Consider the following 14,163-nt stretch of genomic DNA (forward strand, 5'->3'; position numbering starts at 1 on the left):
TATGTTTTATGTGCAGCTTACAATTATTTGCAACGGAGATGTCAACGATGAAGATAACAATTTCTAAAGCTTTACCCGATTTTGAGACGCTAGTGGTAGGTTTGTTTGAGGGTGATAAGCTCATAACTAATGTTCTACAAGATAAGCAAGCTATAGATAACATCAAGAAATTTAGTGGTTTTAATGGAGGTTTTGGTGAATTTTTCTCCGTTACTTCATCAGAGGGAAAAAATATTATAGTTGCTGGTCTTGGAATGAGAGATGAATGGGATGAAAGCAAAGGATTAAATATTGGTGGTAAAATATATTGTGAGCTAAGCAGATTAAGAATCAAGCGAGCAGCTATTTCAATCGAGGGCAGTACAGCAAATGTTGCATATGGAGCATTTCTGCGCAGTTTCAAGTTTAATAAGTATAAAACTAAAAAGGATGAAAAAATTACAGAAGTAGAGGAAATTACATTATTAGTAAAAGATGAACAGTTAAGTAGCATTGAAAAATCATTTGAGCGTTTAAAACACGAAGGTGAAGGTATCTTTCTTGCACGTGCTTTTACTACTGAGCCACCTAATATTTTATATCCAGAGTCTTACGCTAATCGTATAAAAGCTGAACTTACTAAACTTGGTCTTGAGGTTGAAGTGCTTGATAAAAAGCAAATGGAAGAGAAAAAAATGGGAGCCCTGCTTGGAGTAGCACAAGGAAGTAGTAAAGAGCCAAAGTTAGTGGTGATAAAATGGAATGGGGCTTCTCAAGAACAAAAACCAATAGCTTTTATAGGCAAGGGTATAACGTTTGACACTGGTGGAGTGTCACTTAAACCCTCACGCGGTATGGAGTCAATGAAATATGACATGGCAGGTTCTGCTACTGTAGTTGGAGTGATGCATACTCTAGCTGGGCGAAAAGCAAAAGTAAATGCAATTGGTGTGGTTGCACTTGCAGAAAATGCAGTGGATGGTAATGCTCAAAGACCGAGCGATGTAGTCACTTCAATGTCTGGACAAACAATAGAAATATTAAATACCGATGCAGAGGGAAGACTAATACTTGCGGATGCTTTATGGTATACACAAGATAGATTTGCACCGAAATTTATGATCGACCTTGCAACTTTAACTGGTGCTATAGTGGTTGCACTGGGAAATAATGAATATGCTGGTCTTTTTTCAAATAACGATGAATTAGCGAATCATCTGATTGATGCAGGAAATGAAGTAAATGAGAAATTATGGCGTTTTCCTATGAATGAAACTTATAACAAAATTATTGATTCGCCGATTGCTGATGTGCAAAATATAGCTCCTGCAGGTTCTGGTGGAGATAGTATAATGGCTGCACAGTTTCTACAGCGTTTTGTAAACGACACTTGTTGGGCACATTTAGACATTGCAGGCACTGCTTGGCACGAAAAAGGCACTGATATTTCTCCAAGAGGGGCAGTAGGTTTCGGTGTAAGGTTGCTAAATAAGTTGGTTGAGAAGTACTATGAGATTAATAATTAAGGATCTTTGTATTGAGTTTATAGCTTAATTTACGGCTACATGAATGTCTATTTATAAGACGTAGAAAATGATATCATCAAAGTAACTTACATTTTCTTTTTTGGGGATTCTAAAGTTACACACTTGAGCAGCATCAAGAGAAAGTATTTTGTTCAAATGATGATTGTAATGATGGACTATTAAAACTTTAAAGCTATTTGGTATTGACGGTATATACTTAAGTGTTAGAATAAAATAGGAAGTTTTTAGGAGTTTATATGGCAGCAGGCGGAAAAGCGAAAACAGCTAGTAAAAATAACCCTACTCAGCGTAAGAAAGCAGAACAAAAAATGTATAAGGATAAACCGGTAAAGCCGGTTAGATATATAGACCGTGATTCACGTATGAACTATATGTCTGCTCAATACGATAACGGCAATCTAGTTGAAGATGAGGTAAGCGGCAATCCTATAAAGTGGGAAGCTGTATAGTAGTTGTGGTTAAAGTTACTATTAATTCTAAGGAATGTGAAGTAGAGCATGGGCTCACTATAATTCAAGCTTGTGAAGTTGTGGGCGTTGAAGTTCCACGGTTTTGTTATCATGAGCGTTTAGCAATTGCTGGTAACTGCAGAATGTGTTTGGTTGAAGTTGAGGGTGGCCCTCCAAAACCAGTAGCCTCTTGTGCAATGCCAGTTGCAGAAGGGATGGTTATTCACACTGATACCCCTAAGGTTAAAAAAGCACGTGAAGGTGTGCTTGAGTTTTTGCTAATTAACCACCCGCTTGATTGCCCAATTTGCGATCAAGGTGGTGAATGCGATTTGCAAGATATCACGATGGCTTATGGTAAAGGAATCAGCAGACTTGATGAATATAAGAGGGCTGTGCCAAAAAAACATTTTGGTCCGCTGATTGAAACTGCAATGAACAGGTGTATTCATTGCACTCGGTGTGTTAGATTTTTGTCTGATGTTGCAGGTACAAATGAACTTGGAGGAATTGGAAGGGGAGAAAATATAGAGATTAGTACTTACATAAAAAGGCATATTAGCTCTGAATTATCTGGGAATATTATAGATCTTTGCCCGGTGGGAGCTTTAACTTCAAAGCCCTATTCTTTTACAGCACGTCCATGGGAGCTATCACATTGTGAAACTATAGATGTGCTAGATGCTGTGGGAAGTAATATTAGAGTTGATTGTCGTGGTCCTGAAGTTATGCGAATATTGCCAAGACTCAATGAAGAAGTGAACGAAGAATGGATATCAGACAAAACTCGTTTTGCTTACGATGGACTCAAAGTACAACGCCTCGATCGACCTTATATAAAAAAAGAGGGCAAATTAATTCCAGTTGATTGGAATGAAGCATTGGCTTTTGCTGCAAAGAAACTAAAGAGTACGAAATCAAACAAAATAGCTGCAATTGCAGGTGATTTAGCAGATTGTGAGTCTATGCTTCTACTCAAAGAAGTGATGCAGAAGCTTGGTTCGGGGAATATAGACTGCAGGCAAGATGGTGCAAATCTTATATCAAGTAATCGTGGATCTTATGTGTTCAATACCACTATTCAGGATATAGAAAGTGCAGATTTATGCTTGCTAATCAATACGAATCCAAGGATAGAAGCACCAATCATTAATGCAAGATTGAGAAAGAGATATTTACAAGGCAATTTTCCTATTGCAAGCATTGGCCCTAACGTTGAGTATTTATACCATGTTGAGAGGTTAGGCAATAACCCAAATATCTTAGACGAAATAGCAAAAGGAAATCATAAATTTTGCAAGCTGCTGAGTGTTGCCTCAAATCCTATGCTCATCATCGGTCAAGATGCATTAGTAAGAGATGATTCTGAATCAATTTTAGCGCTAACTGGCAAAATTGCAGAAAAATTTAACATGATCAGAGATAACTGGAATGGCTTTAACGTACTGCATAAGGCTGCAGCAAGAGTTGGTGGACTCGATATTGGATTTGTTCCTAAAAAAGATGGAAAAGATATTAGTCAAATACTAAAGCAAGCAGAAAGTGGCGAGGTGGAAGTTGTTTATCTTCTTGGTGCAGATGAAATTGATACATCAAAATTAGAAAATACATTTGTAATTTATCAAGGCCACCATGGTGATAGGGGAGCGCATATAGCAGATGTCATTCTACCTGGAGCTGCATACACAGAAAAATATGCAACTTATGTAAATACTGAAGGGCGAGTACAGAGAACAAATTTAGCTGTTTTTCCTCCTGGTGAAGCAAAGGAAGATTGGTTGATTATTAAAAATTTATCCCAATATTTGAGCCTTTCCTTGTTATATGATAGTTTATTTGATGTGAGAAAAAAATTAGATACTATCGGTCCACAGTTTAGAAGTGTTGATCAAGTGGTAAAAAATACATGGGTACCAATCAGCAATGGTAAAATAAATTTAAGTAATACGCCTTTTACTTTAAAGGAGTGTAATTTTTATATGACAGACTCAATAGGTCGTGCTTCAAAAATAATGGCAGATTGTACTAAGGATTTTTATGAACACTCTACTTAATATTTTATTTATTCTAACACCATTATTACTAATAACTCTGGTATATTTTCAACGAAAATTAAACTCTATATTTTTGTGTAAAGAACAAAATACATTAGAAAAACAGTTCGTTTATAAGCTAGTTGATTTTATCAATGATATTATTGCACTATTTACGGAAGGATATGTATGGATGGCAATAACATTTATTATAGTTACCGAGGGAAGAGGGAATTATTTGCCTCTCACAATGATCTTAATTATGATGTCACTAGTGTCATTCATATGCATATCATTTTACTATTCTATTAAGCTAAATGCTGTACAGAAAAGTGTTGTCCTATTGATTTCAATAGGGACATTGTCTTTTGTGTCTAGAGCATTTGCTGTATTTTTTATTGCCACAATTATGAACTATTTTTTTGATTTAGGGTTGCATGTACTTGATATTTGATATTCTTTTTCTTCTTATTCCACTTTTGCTTTCAGTAGCATATTTAGTGTACTTTGAGCGTAAAGTTATTGGTGCAATTCAACTAAGGCATGGTCCAAGTGTAGTAGGGCCATTTGGGCTACTACAGCCATTTGCAGATGCTATCAAATTGATAATTAAAGAGCCGATAATACCATTTAGAGCAAACACCATACTGTTTATTATGGCTCCAATGCTCACCTTTATTTTAGCATTAATTTCCTGGGCAGTTATACCATTTGGAGCTGAAATAATTACAGAAAATGGACAGCAGGTAATAATCCCTAAGGTAATATCAAATATTAATGTTGGAGTGCTTTATGTGCTAGCTATATCCTCTTTGGGAATATATGGCATTATTATTGCAGGCTGGTCTAGTAATTCTAATTATGCATTTCTTGGCGCTATAAGGTCAGCTGCTCAAATGATTTCATATGAAGTTTCAATAGGTCTAATAGTTGCTACAGTTGTTATTACAACTGGCACATTAAATCTTGGAGAGATGGTGGTAGCGAAACATAATATGCCATTTTGGATTGATTTATTACTAATGCCTATAGGAATAATATTTTTTATTTCTTTGCTTGCCGAAACTAATCGTCACCCATTTGACTTGCCAGAAGCTGAAGCAGAGCTCGTCTCTGGGTATAACGTCGAGTATTCATCAATGCCTTTTGCTCTCTTTTTCTTGGGAGAATATGCAAATATGATTTTAGCAAGCGCTATGATGACAATATTCTTTCTAGGAGGGTGGTATCCTCCATTAGAGCTTAGTTTGCTGTATAAAATTCCTAGTTTAATCTGGTTTGTTTTGAAGATAGTTGTACTTTTGTTTATATTTGTTTGGATTAGAGCTACAATACCTCGTTATCGTTATGATCAATTAATGCGTCTTGGTTGGAAAGTATTTTTGCCAATATCGGTACTTTGGGTAATACTCATTTCAGGAGTGTTGCTTTTTACTGGGAATTTGCCTGGATCCAATGTTTAATTTCCCAAATACAAGGTTAAGGCGTAGGCGCTCAGGCAAGTGGATTCGCAATTTAACAAGTGAAAGCACTTTATCAGTAAATGATTTGATTTTTCCCTTATTTGTTCATGACGGAGAAGAAACAATTGAGCCAATTTCTGGCTTACCTGATATCAAATGTTATTCAATAGATGGATTAATTTCTATAATTCAGAAAGCTAAGGACTCGGGGATTAATGCTGTTGCAATTTTTCCTGTAGTTGATAGTAAACTAAAATCTGAAAACGCCGAGGAAGCGTACAATCCTGACAATTTAATCTGTAAAGCAATTTGTGCTGTAAAATCAAATGTACCGGATATTGGCATTATTGCAGACATTGCACTAGACCCATACACTACTCACGGTCATGATGGCATTTTAAAAAGCAGTAGGATAGATGTAGAAAATGACGAGACTGTGTCAGCATTATGTAAGCAAGCACTTGTTTTAGCAAAAGCAGGATGCGATATAGTTGCTCCTTCTGATATGATGGATGGCAGGATAGGAAAAATAAGAAAAACATTGGATGATAATAACTTTCAGAATGTGTCAATATTGTCCTATGCAGTAAAGTACTGTTCTAGCTTCTATGCGCCGTTCAGGCAAGTTGTCGGTTCGTGCGCATCATCAAATTTCATCGACAAAAGTGGTTATCAAATGGATTATAGAAATGCACGTGAAGCAATCTGCGAAATCGAAATGGATATAGATGAAGGTGCAGATTTTATTATGATAAAGCCGGGTATGCCATACTTAGATGTAATAAAAACAGCAAGTGAAAAGTTTAATTTTCCGATTTTTGCTTACCAAGTAAGCGGTGAATACGCAATGATAAAAGCTGCAGCAAATAATGGCTGGTTGGATTATAACAGAGTGATTTATGAGTCCTTAATTGGTTTTAAACGTGCAGGTGCAAGTGCAATATTTACCTATGCTGCACTTGATGTTGCAAAAAATTTGGTATCTACTTAGCAGTGTGGAACATCTAAGTAGGTAGCTGGCCGAAGTGACTTGACAAACCTTCCCACTTTCCTTATCATATCAATAAAAGTATTTATCCTTGTTTTTAATCTCTGCAGATTTAACAACAAAAATTCAGTAAAAAACTCAGGTATTTATTGGCAAATTACATAAAATTATAGCGGCTGCATGTCTTTTTTATTTTTTCTACGTTCAGCCAAATCGCGCTTGTTAGCACATTATTACAACGCCAATTTAAATTATAAAACTCGCTATAAGGGGGTTCTTTTGCCTTTTTTTATTTAGTAAATTTTTTAATATTTTGAATTAGCTATACATACTGACATCATATCACAGTGCGTGACACTGTGATCCAGAAAAACTAACCGCAAATTGAATCATAATAAAGACTAGATTCCAGCGTCATGAGCTGGAATGACATCAACTTTTGAATTCCAGTTATGCAAGAGATCTAATGACGCAAAGGGGCTACTTGAATGACAGGAAAAGGAGCACTGGGATAGAGGCACTAATATGAAGAAAGAAGGGATAACGGTTATTGGTAAATTTAGATCGTTTTTAACTATTTGCCTTTTTTCTATGCAAGAAGTGTATTGATAAGTCCATTACAATTCAGTATTGTGAAAAATATAAGTCAAGTGTTAGTTAGGACATGGGGATTTTTTTTCAATTTTTGGGTAAGGTGCTAGGCAAGGTTTTTCCTGCCAAAATAGTAAGCTCTTTTTTAGGAGTAGGATATTTACCGGGTTGGCAGCATTATTGGTCTTCTTTTCTAATATTATTTATTACCGACATTATATTAATGCTTACATACGGAGGTGATTTTATACTATATAAAATGCCGAATTCAGGCATAGTTGTAGCTGCTATTTTTACCAAGCTAGCAATAGTTATGTTAGTGCTGCAATTAGTTGGCATATCTATTTTTCATACTCAAGATCCTTCAGCCAGCAGTGATGAGAATATAGTAATACAAATAGCATCAGGACAGGTGATGACTGTTGCGTTTTCGATGCCGGCAATAATGTCAATTTATTATATTGTAAGTAAATTCTATTTAAGTATATGCAAGGCAATACTTCAATGTCCATTTTGGTTTAATGATCTTATGCATTTGTTCTTTTTCTTTATAATACCTTATTTATTTTTTAATATTGTAGAAGTAATAAAACCATGGCCGATAAGTACGATACAGCTTAGTTATAACAATGCAATATCAATCACATTTGAAGGGATTTTTCATGTGTTTTATGCAGTGATTTTATTGTACTTGACTGCATTTATATTCTGCGATCTGACTATGCATGATGCGATTGTTTTAAACAAAAGCATATTTGAGTATGTAAAAGAAAGTTCAATAGCCTTGAGTGACTATTTTCATGGCACTATTAAAAAAATAAGTATAGAATAGTACTTATTTGCTTATGTATTCAGTTTAAAAGATATACAGTTTGCGTGAATCTACAGGATATAATAAAGGGATTACAAGATTTTTGGGCAGATGAAGGGTGTACTATACTTCATCCATATACGTCTGAAGTTGGAGCTGGAACACTACATCCCGCAACAATCATGTCAGCGATTGACGAAAAATCAACAAAAATTGCGTATCTACAACCAGTAATCAGACCTGCAGACGGACGCTATGGCGACAACCCTAATCGTTTATATCAGCATCATCAATACCAAGTTATAATAAAACCATCTGGCAGCAATTTGCAAGATATTTACTTAAATAGCTTAAAAGCTCTTGGTGTATCGACAAAAGAATATGATATTAAGTTTATTGAAGATGATTGGGAAAACCCAAGTGTTGGCGCATCCGGTCTTGGTTGGGAGGTTACATGCAACGGAATGGAAGTAACACAACTTACTTATATACAGCAAGTGGGAGGTATTGACTGCAGAATAATTCCTGGTGAAGTAGCATATGGGTTAGAGCGTTTAGCAATGTGCATACAGGGTGTAGATAATGTTTACGACATAATGTGGAACGGTAGCGGTGCAACTTATGGAGATATTTTTAAACAAAGAGAGCGAGAGTTTTCTTACCTGGCACTTGATTATTATGATACTAAAGTAGTACAACAGCAGTTTGAGGATACAGAAAAACTGTGTAAATTCCTTGTTGAAAAAGAATTGCCGATAGCAGCTTATGACCAATGTATTAAAACGAGCCATCTACTTAATCTACTTGATGCAAGAGGTGTGCTTGGTGTGAATGAACGTACAGCCTATATTGGTAGAGTGAGAGAGTTAACAAAAAAATGCTGTGAATTATATAGAGCAAAGTAGAATATGTTGTCACAATTATTGTTTGAATGTCTTTCAGAAGAAATTCCATCAAGAATGCAGAATTCATCTGCAGCTCAGGTTAAGAGCTATATCACTAATGCTTTTAGTAAAAATAATGTGAAATTTGCATCTATAGAAGTTTATGTGACTGCACGTCGCATTGCTCTTTTTATTGATGGCATAAGTGCTTTGGAGCTAAAAGATTCTAACAATGAGATTAAAGGACCAAGAGTTAATGCACCGAAAAGTGCTATCGAAGGTTTTTTGAGAAAAAATCGGAAAGGTGAAGAAGATTTACTCATTCGCAAAGTAAACGATGAAGATTTTTACTTCATTAAGAGAGAAAGCTGCTTATTTAACATCAACGGGTTTCTCAAAAATCAACTGGAGGAAATGCTAAAAAACTTTTCTTGGCCAAAGAGTATGAGATGGAGTGAAAGAAAAGAGAGATGGGTTAGGCCAATTAAAAATATTCTATGTATTTTAAATGACGAAATAATACCTATATCTTTTGCAGGGGTTACAGCATGCAACGTGACGTATGGTCATAGGTTTCTTTCAGGTGATGCAGTACTTACTGTTAAAACACCCAAAGACTATTTTGAATTGTTAGAAAAAAATAATGTCATTCTCCAGTTGGACAAAAGAAAGCAATTTATACTAGATCAGATTAATAAGTTTACAAAAGAGGAGAACTTACAACTTGAAAAAAATGATTATTTACTTAATGAATTGGCAGGGCTTATAGAGTGGCCAATAGTATTATTTGGTAAAGTAAAATCATCAGAATTACCGAAGGAAGTAATACTTAGTATAATTAATACGCAGCAAAAGTATCTTGCTTTAAGTGATGGACAGAAAATATCACATTTTGTTACTGTTGTAAATGTTAACAACAATGAAGTTGTCAAAGGCCATGAAAGAATATTAGAAGCACGTCTTGCTGATGCCCAGTTTTTGATATCTCAAGACAAGAAGGAAAACCTAGATTACTATGTCAAAAAATTGAGCTCTATTTCATTTCATGCTTCGCTCGGTAGCGTAGAAGAAAAAGTGAAGCGTATTATCGCTCTTTCAAAGTATGTAGCGATATTTATTCCACATGCTTCATTAATTAAAGTTGAACGTGCTGCATATTTAGCAAAGGCAGATCTTGCAACGTTGATAGTGAAAGAATTTCCGGGATTGCAAGGAGTAATGAGTGGATACTACGCTTCTTATTTTCAAGAGGATAAAGAAGTAGTGGAAGCTATAACTGAGCACTATAAGCCAATTGGATCGGACCAAGAATGCCCTAAATCTCCTACTGCGATTGCTGTAGCTATTGCAGACAAAATGGATAGTTTGGTTGGCTTAATTGCAGCAGGTGAGAAAATCTCTGGTTCGTATGATCAGTTTGGTTTGCGGAGAATGACAATTGGTATAATTAGAACAATACTTGAAAATAATTTGCATATTCCAATTAGATTGCTGATAGATAAGTCAGTATCTTTATGTTCAAGGCTTCTATTGAATAAAAATATAATTCCAGTTGATAAGCCAAGTGAAAAACAAATTTCAGAACTAGTGTTTAAATTCTGCTTAGAAAGGTTCAAGATTATTTTAAAAAATAGAAATATAAGGCAAGATGTTGTAGATTCAATACTATATAAAGTCGATATTAATGATCTGCTGAAAGCGGAAAAGCAAACTGTGATATTGGATCGTTATCTTAGTACAAAAGAAGGTGAACAGGTTCTAAGCACTTATAAAAGAGCCAGTAACATGATGAGCAAAGTGAGAAAAAGTGATGGCACTACTTATAATGCATCTTACAGTAAGAAGTTTTTGATTGAAGATGAGGAGATTGCGCTATCAAATTGTGCTATAGCTGCTTGTAAAAACATCAAACAAGCGATAGAAAATAACGACTTTAATACAGCGCTTGATGAACTTGCTCGTTTTGCTCCATTTATCAATCAATTTATGGACAGTGTAAAGATTAACTGTGATTCTAATGAGCTTAGAATAAACAGGTTATCTTTGCTTGCAAATGTTGTTTCTACCTTTCATTTAGTAGCAGAGTTTAACCTTATACAGGTTAAACAATTGATAAATGCTCAGGCAATATAAGGAACAAATCAAATCATCTCCACAATCCTGTGGCGTTTATAAGATGATTGGAGATAAGAATAAGGTTTTATACATTGGTAAAGCAAAAAACTTGAAGTCGAGATTATCCGACTACCTTCAATTCGAAAACCTTTCTGAACGAATCAGAGTAATGATCTTACAGGTTATTAAGGTTGAAATATTCATCACTGAGAATGAAATCGAAGCATTGCTTCTTGAAGCACAGTTAATAAAATCGTTAAAACCATCTTATAATATTTTGCTTAGGGATGGAAAATCTTATCCTTATATAACAATTTCTAAGCATGATTATCCAAGAATAGCGAAATATAGAGGTAAGTTTAAGAAGAATGAGTTTCATTACTACGGCCCTTTTCCATCTGCCGCTGCTGTTAAGAACACTATATTATCATTGCAAAAAGCTTTTCTCTTAAGAGTATGTTCAGATCAATATTTCTCTTCAACAAAAAGACCATGTCTTGAGTATCAAGTTAAGCGCTGTTCAGCACCATGCGTAGATAAAATTACAAAAGATGATTACTGCAAATCAGTAAAACAAGCACAAGATACTCTGCTAGGAAGGAATAAAGAAGTGCAAAGACAGCTATTTTCTACAATGGAAAAGTGCAGTAGGGAGATGAACTACGAGCTTGCTGCTGTCTATAGAGATCGATTGAAATTTCTTCAGCAAATTCAAATGCAGCCAATGGATTTTTCTTTTGAAGAAGATGCAGATTTCTTCAGCATTGTACGTGAGGCAGACTTAGCATGCATTGGTGTACTATCTTTCAGAGATAAAGGTAACTATGGAAGCATTCCTTACTTCATTGAGAATTGTAGTGATCATCCAAATGATGAAATTTTATCCACCTTTTTGGTCAATTTGTATAATCCAGTTAATACACCACCAGCACAAATTTACGTTCCCGATTTTATTAAGGATAAGGAAATTATAGAGCAAGCACTTTATGCTCTTACTCAAAAATCAATAAAAGTTTTGTATGCGAAAAATAGTAAAGAGCGTGATTTGTTGAATTTTATTTACAATAATTCTAAGCATAGCCTAGAGCAGAAGCTTACTGATTATAGAAATAACCTAGAAAAGCTCGAAGAGCTTAGCAAAATCTTTTTGTTACCAAATATTCCAAAGCGTATCGAGGTTTATGATAATAGCCATATATCTGGAAATCAACAAGTTGGTGTGATGATTGTTGCAGGGCAGGAAGGTTTTTTAAAAAGTGAGTACAGAAAATTTACTATAAAAGAAGAAATTTCAGGTGATGACTATAAAATGATGAGAGAAGTGCTTACTAGACGTTTCTCTGGCAATATAAAAGACATCATTCCTGATTTTTTACTGATAGATGGTGGGCCAGGACATGTTTCCATAGTGCAGAATGTGTTGGAGATATTGAATATAAACGTTCCTTTTGCTTGTATGGCAAAAGGTCATGATCGTAACGCAGGAAATGAAAGATTTTATGTGCCGAGCAGAGAAGAATTTACTCTAGCAAGTGACAGCAAGGTCATGCTTTATTTACAATTGCTGCGTAATGAAGCTCACCGTTTTGCGATAACTTCGCATAGAAAAAAACGCGATAAACAGTTTTTTGCTTCACAATTAAGTAAAATATCTGGTGTTGGCAGTAAAAGAAAGAAGGCACTCATGTCTCATTTTGGTTCGGTAGAAAACATAAGCAAAGCTTCTCTAGCTGAAATTCAAAACGTACCTGGAATTAGTAAAGGTTTAGCAGAAATCATTCTTCAACACGTGAATTCTAAGAAAGGTACTCCTAAATAGGTACTCTAAAATTAACCTTTATTTCTTCTTAATAAGACATAAAAAGCTCCTTTGCCACCATGTTTTTTTATGGCTTGCTGATAGTATAAGATCATATTTCGAACTTTTGTGTCATTCAACCACTTATTTAAGCTATTCTTTATAGTGTCTATTTTATCTGTACTATTACCATGCCCCGTAATTACCAATAAGCACCTATTCCTTGCTTGATAATTTTTGATAATAAAATCTATCAATTTACAATAAGCATTATCTATACTATAGCCATGCAAATCGAGTTTATCGCTTATAAAATATTTGCCCCTATCGATCTTTAATTTTGTATTGTAGTCAAGACAAAATGATGAATCACCATTATCAGTATTAAGAAAATTTTCTTGTAAGCCAGAGATACCTTTATCAATCATAGATTTTATATTTACTTTGTGATCAACTTTCAAAGTAACTTTTCCACATTCTATTGGCTTAACATTTTTTTGCCAATCTAACTCATCATCTGACATTAATTCATTAATTGAACTGCATAATTTTACAACAATATATAAACACAGTAAAATATTGCTTACTCTATAAAAATCTGATTTTTAATAATGAGATGAAATCATCAAAAGCTAATGAAAACTGTTGGATATATGGAAAGCACACTTGTATTTCAGCATTAAGAAACAAAAATAGGCGGTGTATAGAACTGTTAGTAACAGAAAATTTCTACAGAGAATTTGAGAAAGAAATTAAACAATGTGCAGATAGTAAGGGCATTAAAGCTCGACTGGTAGAGAACAAAATGTTCAATGATGTTTTACCCAAAGGTGTAAATCACCAAGGAATTGCTTTAAAAGTTACTCCTATTTTTCACAGCTTAAATATTGAAGAAATAGCTGAAAGATCAGGTGAAAACTCTACTATAGTCATTTTAGATCAAATTACTGATACACACAATATAGGGTCGATTTTAAGAACCTCAGCTTGTTTCAACATTGATGCATTGGTTTTACCGTATCACCATTCACCAAGCGAAAATGCATCTATCGCAAAAACAGCAAGTGGCGCATTAGACATTGTTCCTCTAATATACGTTACAAACATAGTAAAGACGATGGAGTCTTTAAAAAAGATAGGCTACTGGTGTTATGGGTTTGATTGCAATGCAAAGGAAAATATAGATGAAATAAAGAATTTTGGGCAAAAAAGAGTAATTGTTTTTGGTTCTGAAGAGAAAGGAATGCGGAGACTAGTTAAAGAAAATTGTGATTATCTTTTAAAAATCCCAATGTCAAACGTAATTAACAGTCTAAATGTTTCAAACGCAGCAGCAATAGGACTATATTCCATCTACATTAAAACAAAAATCACTGCAAATTAGTTGCAATGAAAAATATACTTTTTGCCTGCTATCAAGACTGTTGGAATCTAGAAAAAAGAATGCCATTTTAGCTTCACATGCACAGCTGGAAGATGTCATCCCAGTGCGTGACACTGGGATC

Annotated in this window: 12 protein-coding genes; 11 read left to right on the forward strand and 1 reads right to left on the reverse strand. The window is 34.7% G+C overall.

What is annotated here, in order from left to right:
• Window positions 1-8: 8 nt before the first annotated feature.
• The 10 genes from OOL01_RS01300 (at window position 9) to uvrC (ending at window position 12,679) form a co-directional block, all read left to right on the forward strand.
• On the forward strand, window positions 9-1,505 hold the full coding sequence (locus OOL01_RS01300; RefSeq protein ID WP_264686929.1) for a leucyl aminopeptidase: 1,497 nt from the start codon (window positions 9-11) through the stop codon (window positions 1,503-1,505).
• 257 nt (window positions 1,506-1,762) lie between these two features.
• A complete protein-coding gene (locus OOL01_RS01305; protein ID WP_006279675.1) occupies window positions 1,763-1,975 on the forward strand; it encodes a hypothetical protein in 213 nt (70 codons plus the stop codon).
• A 5-nt stretch (window positions 1,976-1,980) separates the two neighbouring features.
• Window positions 1,981-4,029, forward strand: a complete 2,049-nt coding sequence (nuoG, locus tag OOL01_RS01310; protein WP_264686930.1) for an NADH-quinone oxidoreductase subunit NuoG — start codon at window positions 1,981-1,983, stop codon at window positions 4,027-4,029.
• 73 nt (window positions 4,030-4,102) lie between these two features.
• Window positions 4,103-4,462: a hypothetical protein gene (locus tag OOL01_RS01315; RefSeq protein ID WP_246038627.1), complete on the forward strand. Its 360-nt coding sequence runs from the start codon at window positions 4,103-4,105 to the stop codon at window positions 4,460-4,462.
• Window positions 4,446-5,471, forward strand: a complete 1,026-nt coding sequence (gene nuoH, locus OOL01_RS01320; RefSeq protein ID WP_010404403.1) for an NADH-quinone oxidoreductase subunit NuoH — start codon at window positions 4,446-4,448, stop codon at window positions 5,469-5,471. The genes OOL01_RS01315 and nuoH overlap by 17 nt, the downstream gene beginning before the upstream one ends.
• Window positions 5,464-6,462, forward strand: a complete 999-nt coding sequence (gene hemB, locus OOL01_RS01325; protein ID WP_010404406.1) for a porphobilinogen synthase — start codon at window positions 5,464-5,466, stop codon at window positions 6,460-6,462. The genes nuoH and hemB overlap by 8 nt, the downstream gene beginning before the upstream one ends.
• A gap of 661 nt (window positions 6,463-7,123) precedes the next feature.
• A complete protein-coding gene (locus tag OOL01_RS01330; RefSeq protein ID WP_010404500.1) occupies window positions 7,124-7,882 on the forward strand; it encodes a hypothetical protein in 759 nt (252 codons plus the stop codon).
• 44 nt (window positions 7,883-7,926) lie between these two features.
• Entirely contained in the window at window positions 7,927-8,766 is an 840-nt protein-coding gene (locus tag OOL01_RS01335; RefSeq protein ID WP_264374578.1) for a glycine--tRNA ligase subunit alpha, read from the forward strand.
• A gap of 3 nt (window positions 8,767-8,769) precedes the next feature.
• A complete protein-coding gene (gene glyS, locus OOL01_RS01340; RefSeq protein ID WP_264686931.1) occupies window positions 8,770-10,878 on the forward strand; it encodes a glycine--tRNA ligase subunit beta in 2,109 nt (702 codons plus the stop codon).
• Window positions 10,862-12,679 carry an excinuclease ABC subunit UvrC gene (uvrC, locus tag OOL01_RS01345; RefSeq protein WP_264686932.1) on the forward strand — a complete coding sequence of 606 codons (1,818 nt, stop codon included), beginning with the start codon at window positions 10,862-10,864 and terminating at the stop codon, window positions 12,677-12,679. Before glyS ends, uvrC begins: the two co-directional genes overlap by 17 nt.
• Window positions 12,680-12,690: 11 nt before the next feature.
• Here the strand turns inward: uvrC and OOL01_RS01350 are convergent, their stop codons facing one another.
• A complete protein-coding gene (locus tag OOL01_RS01350; RefSeq protein WP_264374581.1) occupies window positions 12,691-13,182 on the reverse strand; it encodes a Smr/MutS family protein in 492 nt (163 codons plus the stop codon).
• A gap of 92 nt (window positions 13,183-13,274) precedes the next feature.
• Here OOL01_RS01350 and rlmB point away from each other — a divergent pair, with 92 nt between their 5' ends.
• On the forward strand, window positions 13,275-14,042 hold the full coding sequence (rlmB, locus tag OOL01_RS01355; protein ID WP_064085291.1) for a 23S rRNA (guanosine(2251)-2'-O)-methyltransferase RlmB: 768 nt from the start codon (window positions 13,275-13,277) through the stop codon (window positions 14,040-14,042).
• The last annotated feature ends 121 nt before the right edge of the window (window positions 14,043-14,163 follow it).

Source organism: Wolbachia endosymbiont (group B) of Rhopobota naevana, assembly GCF_947250615.1.
GTDB lineage: Bacteria > Pseudomonadota > Alphaproteobacteria > Rickettsiales > Anaplasmataceae > Wolbachia.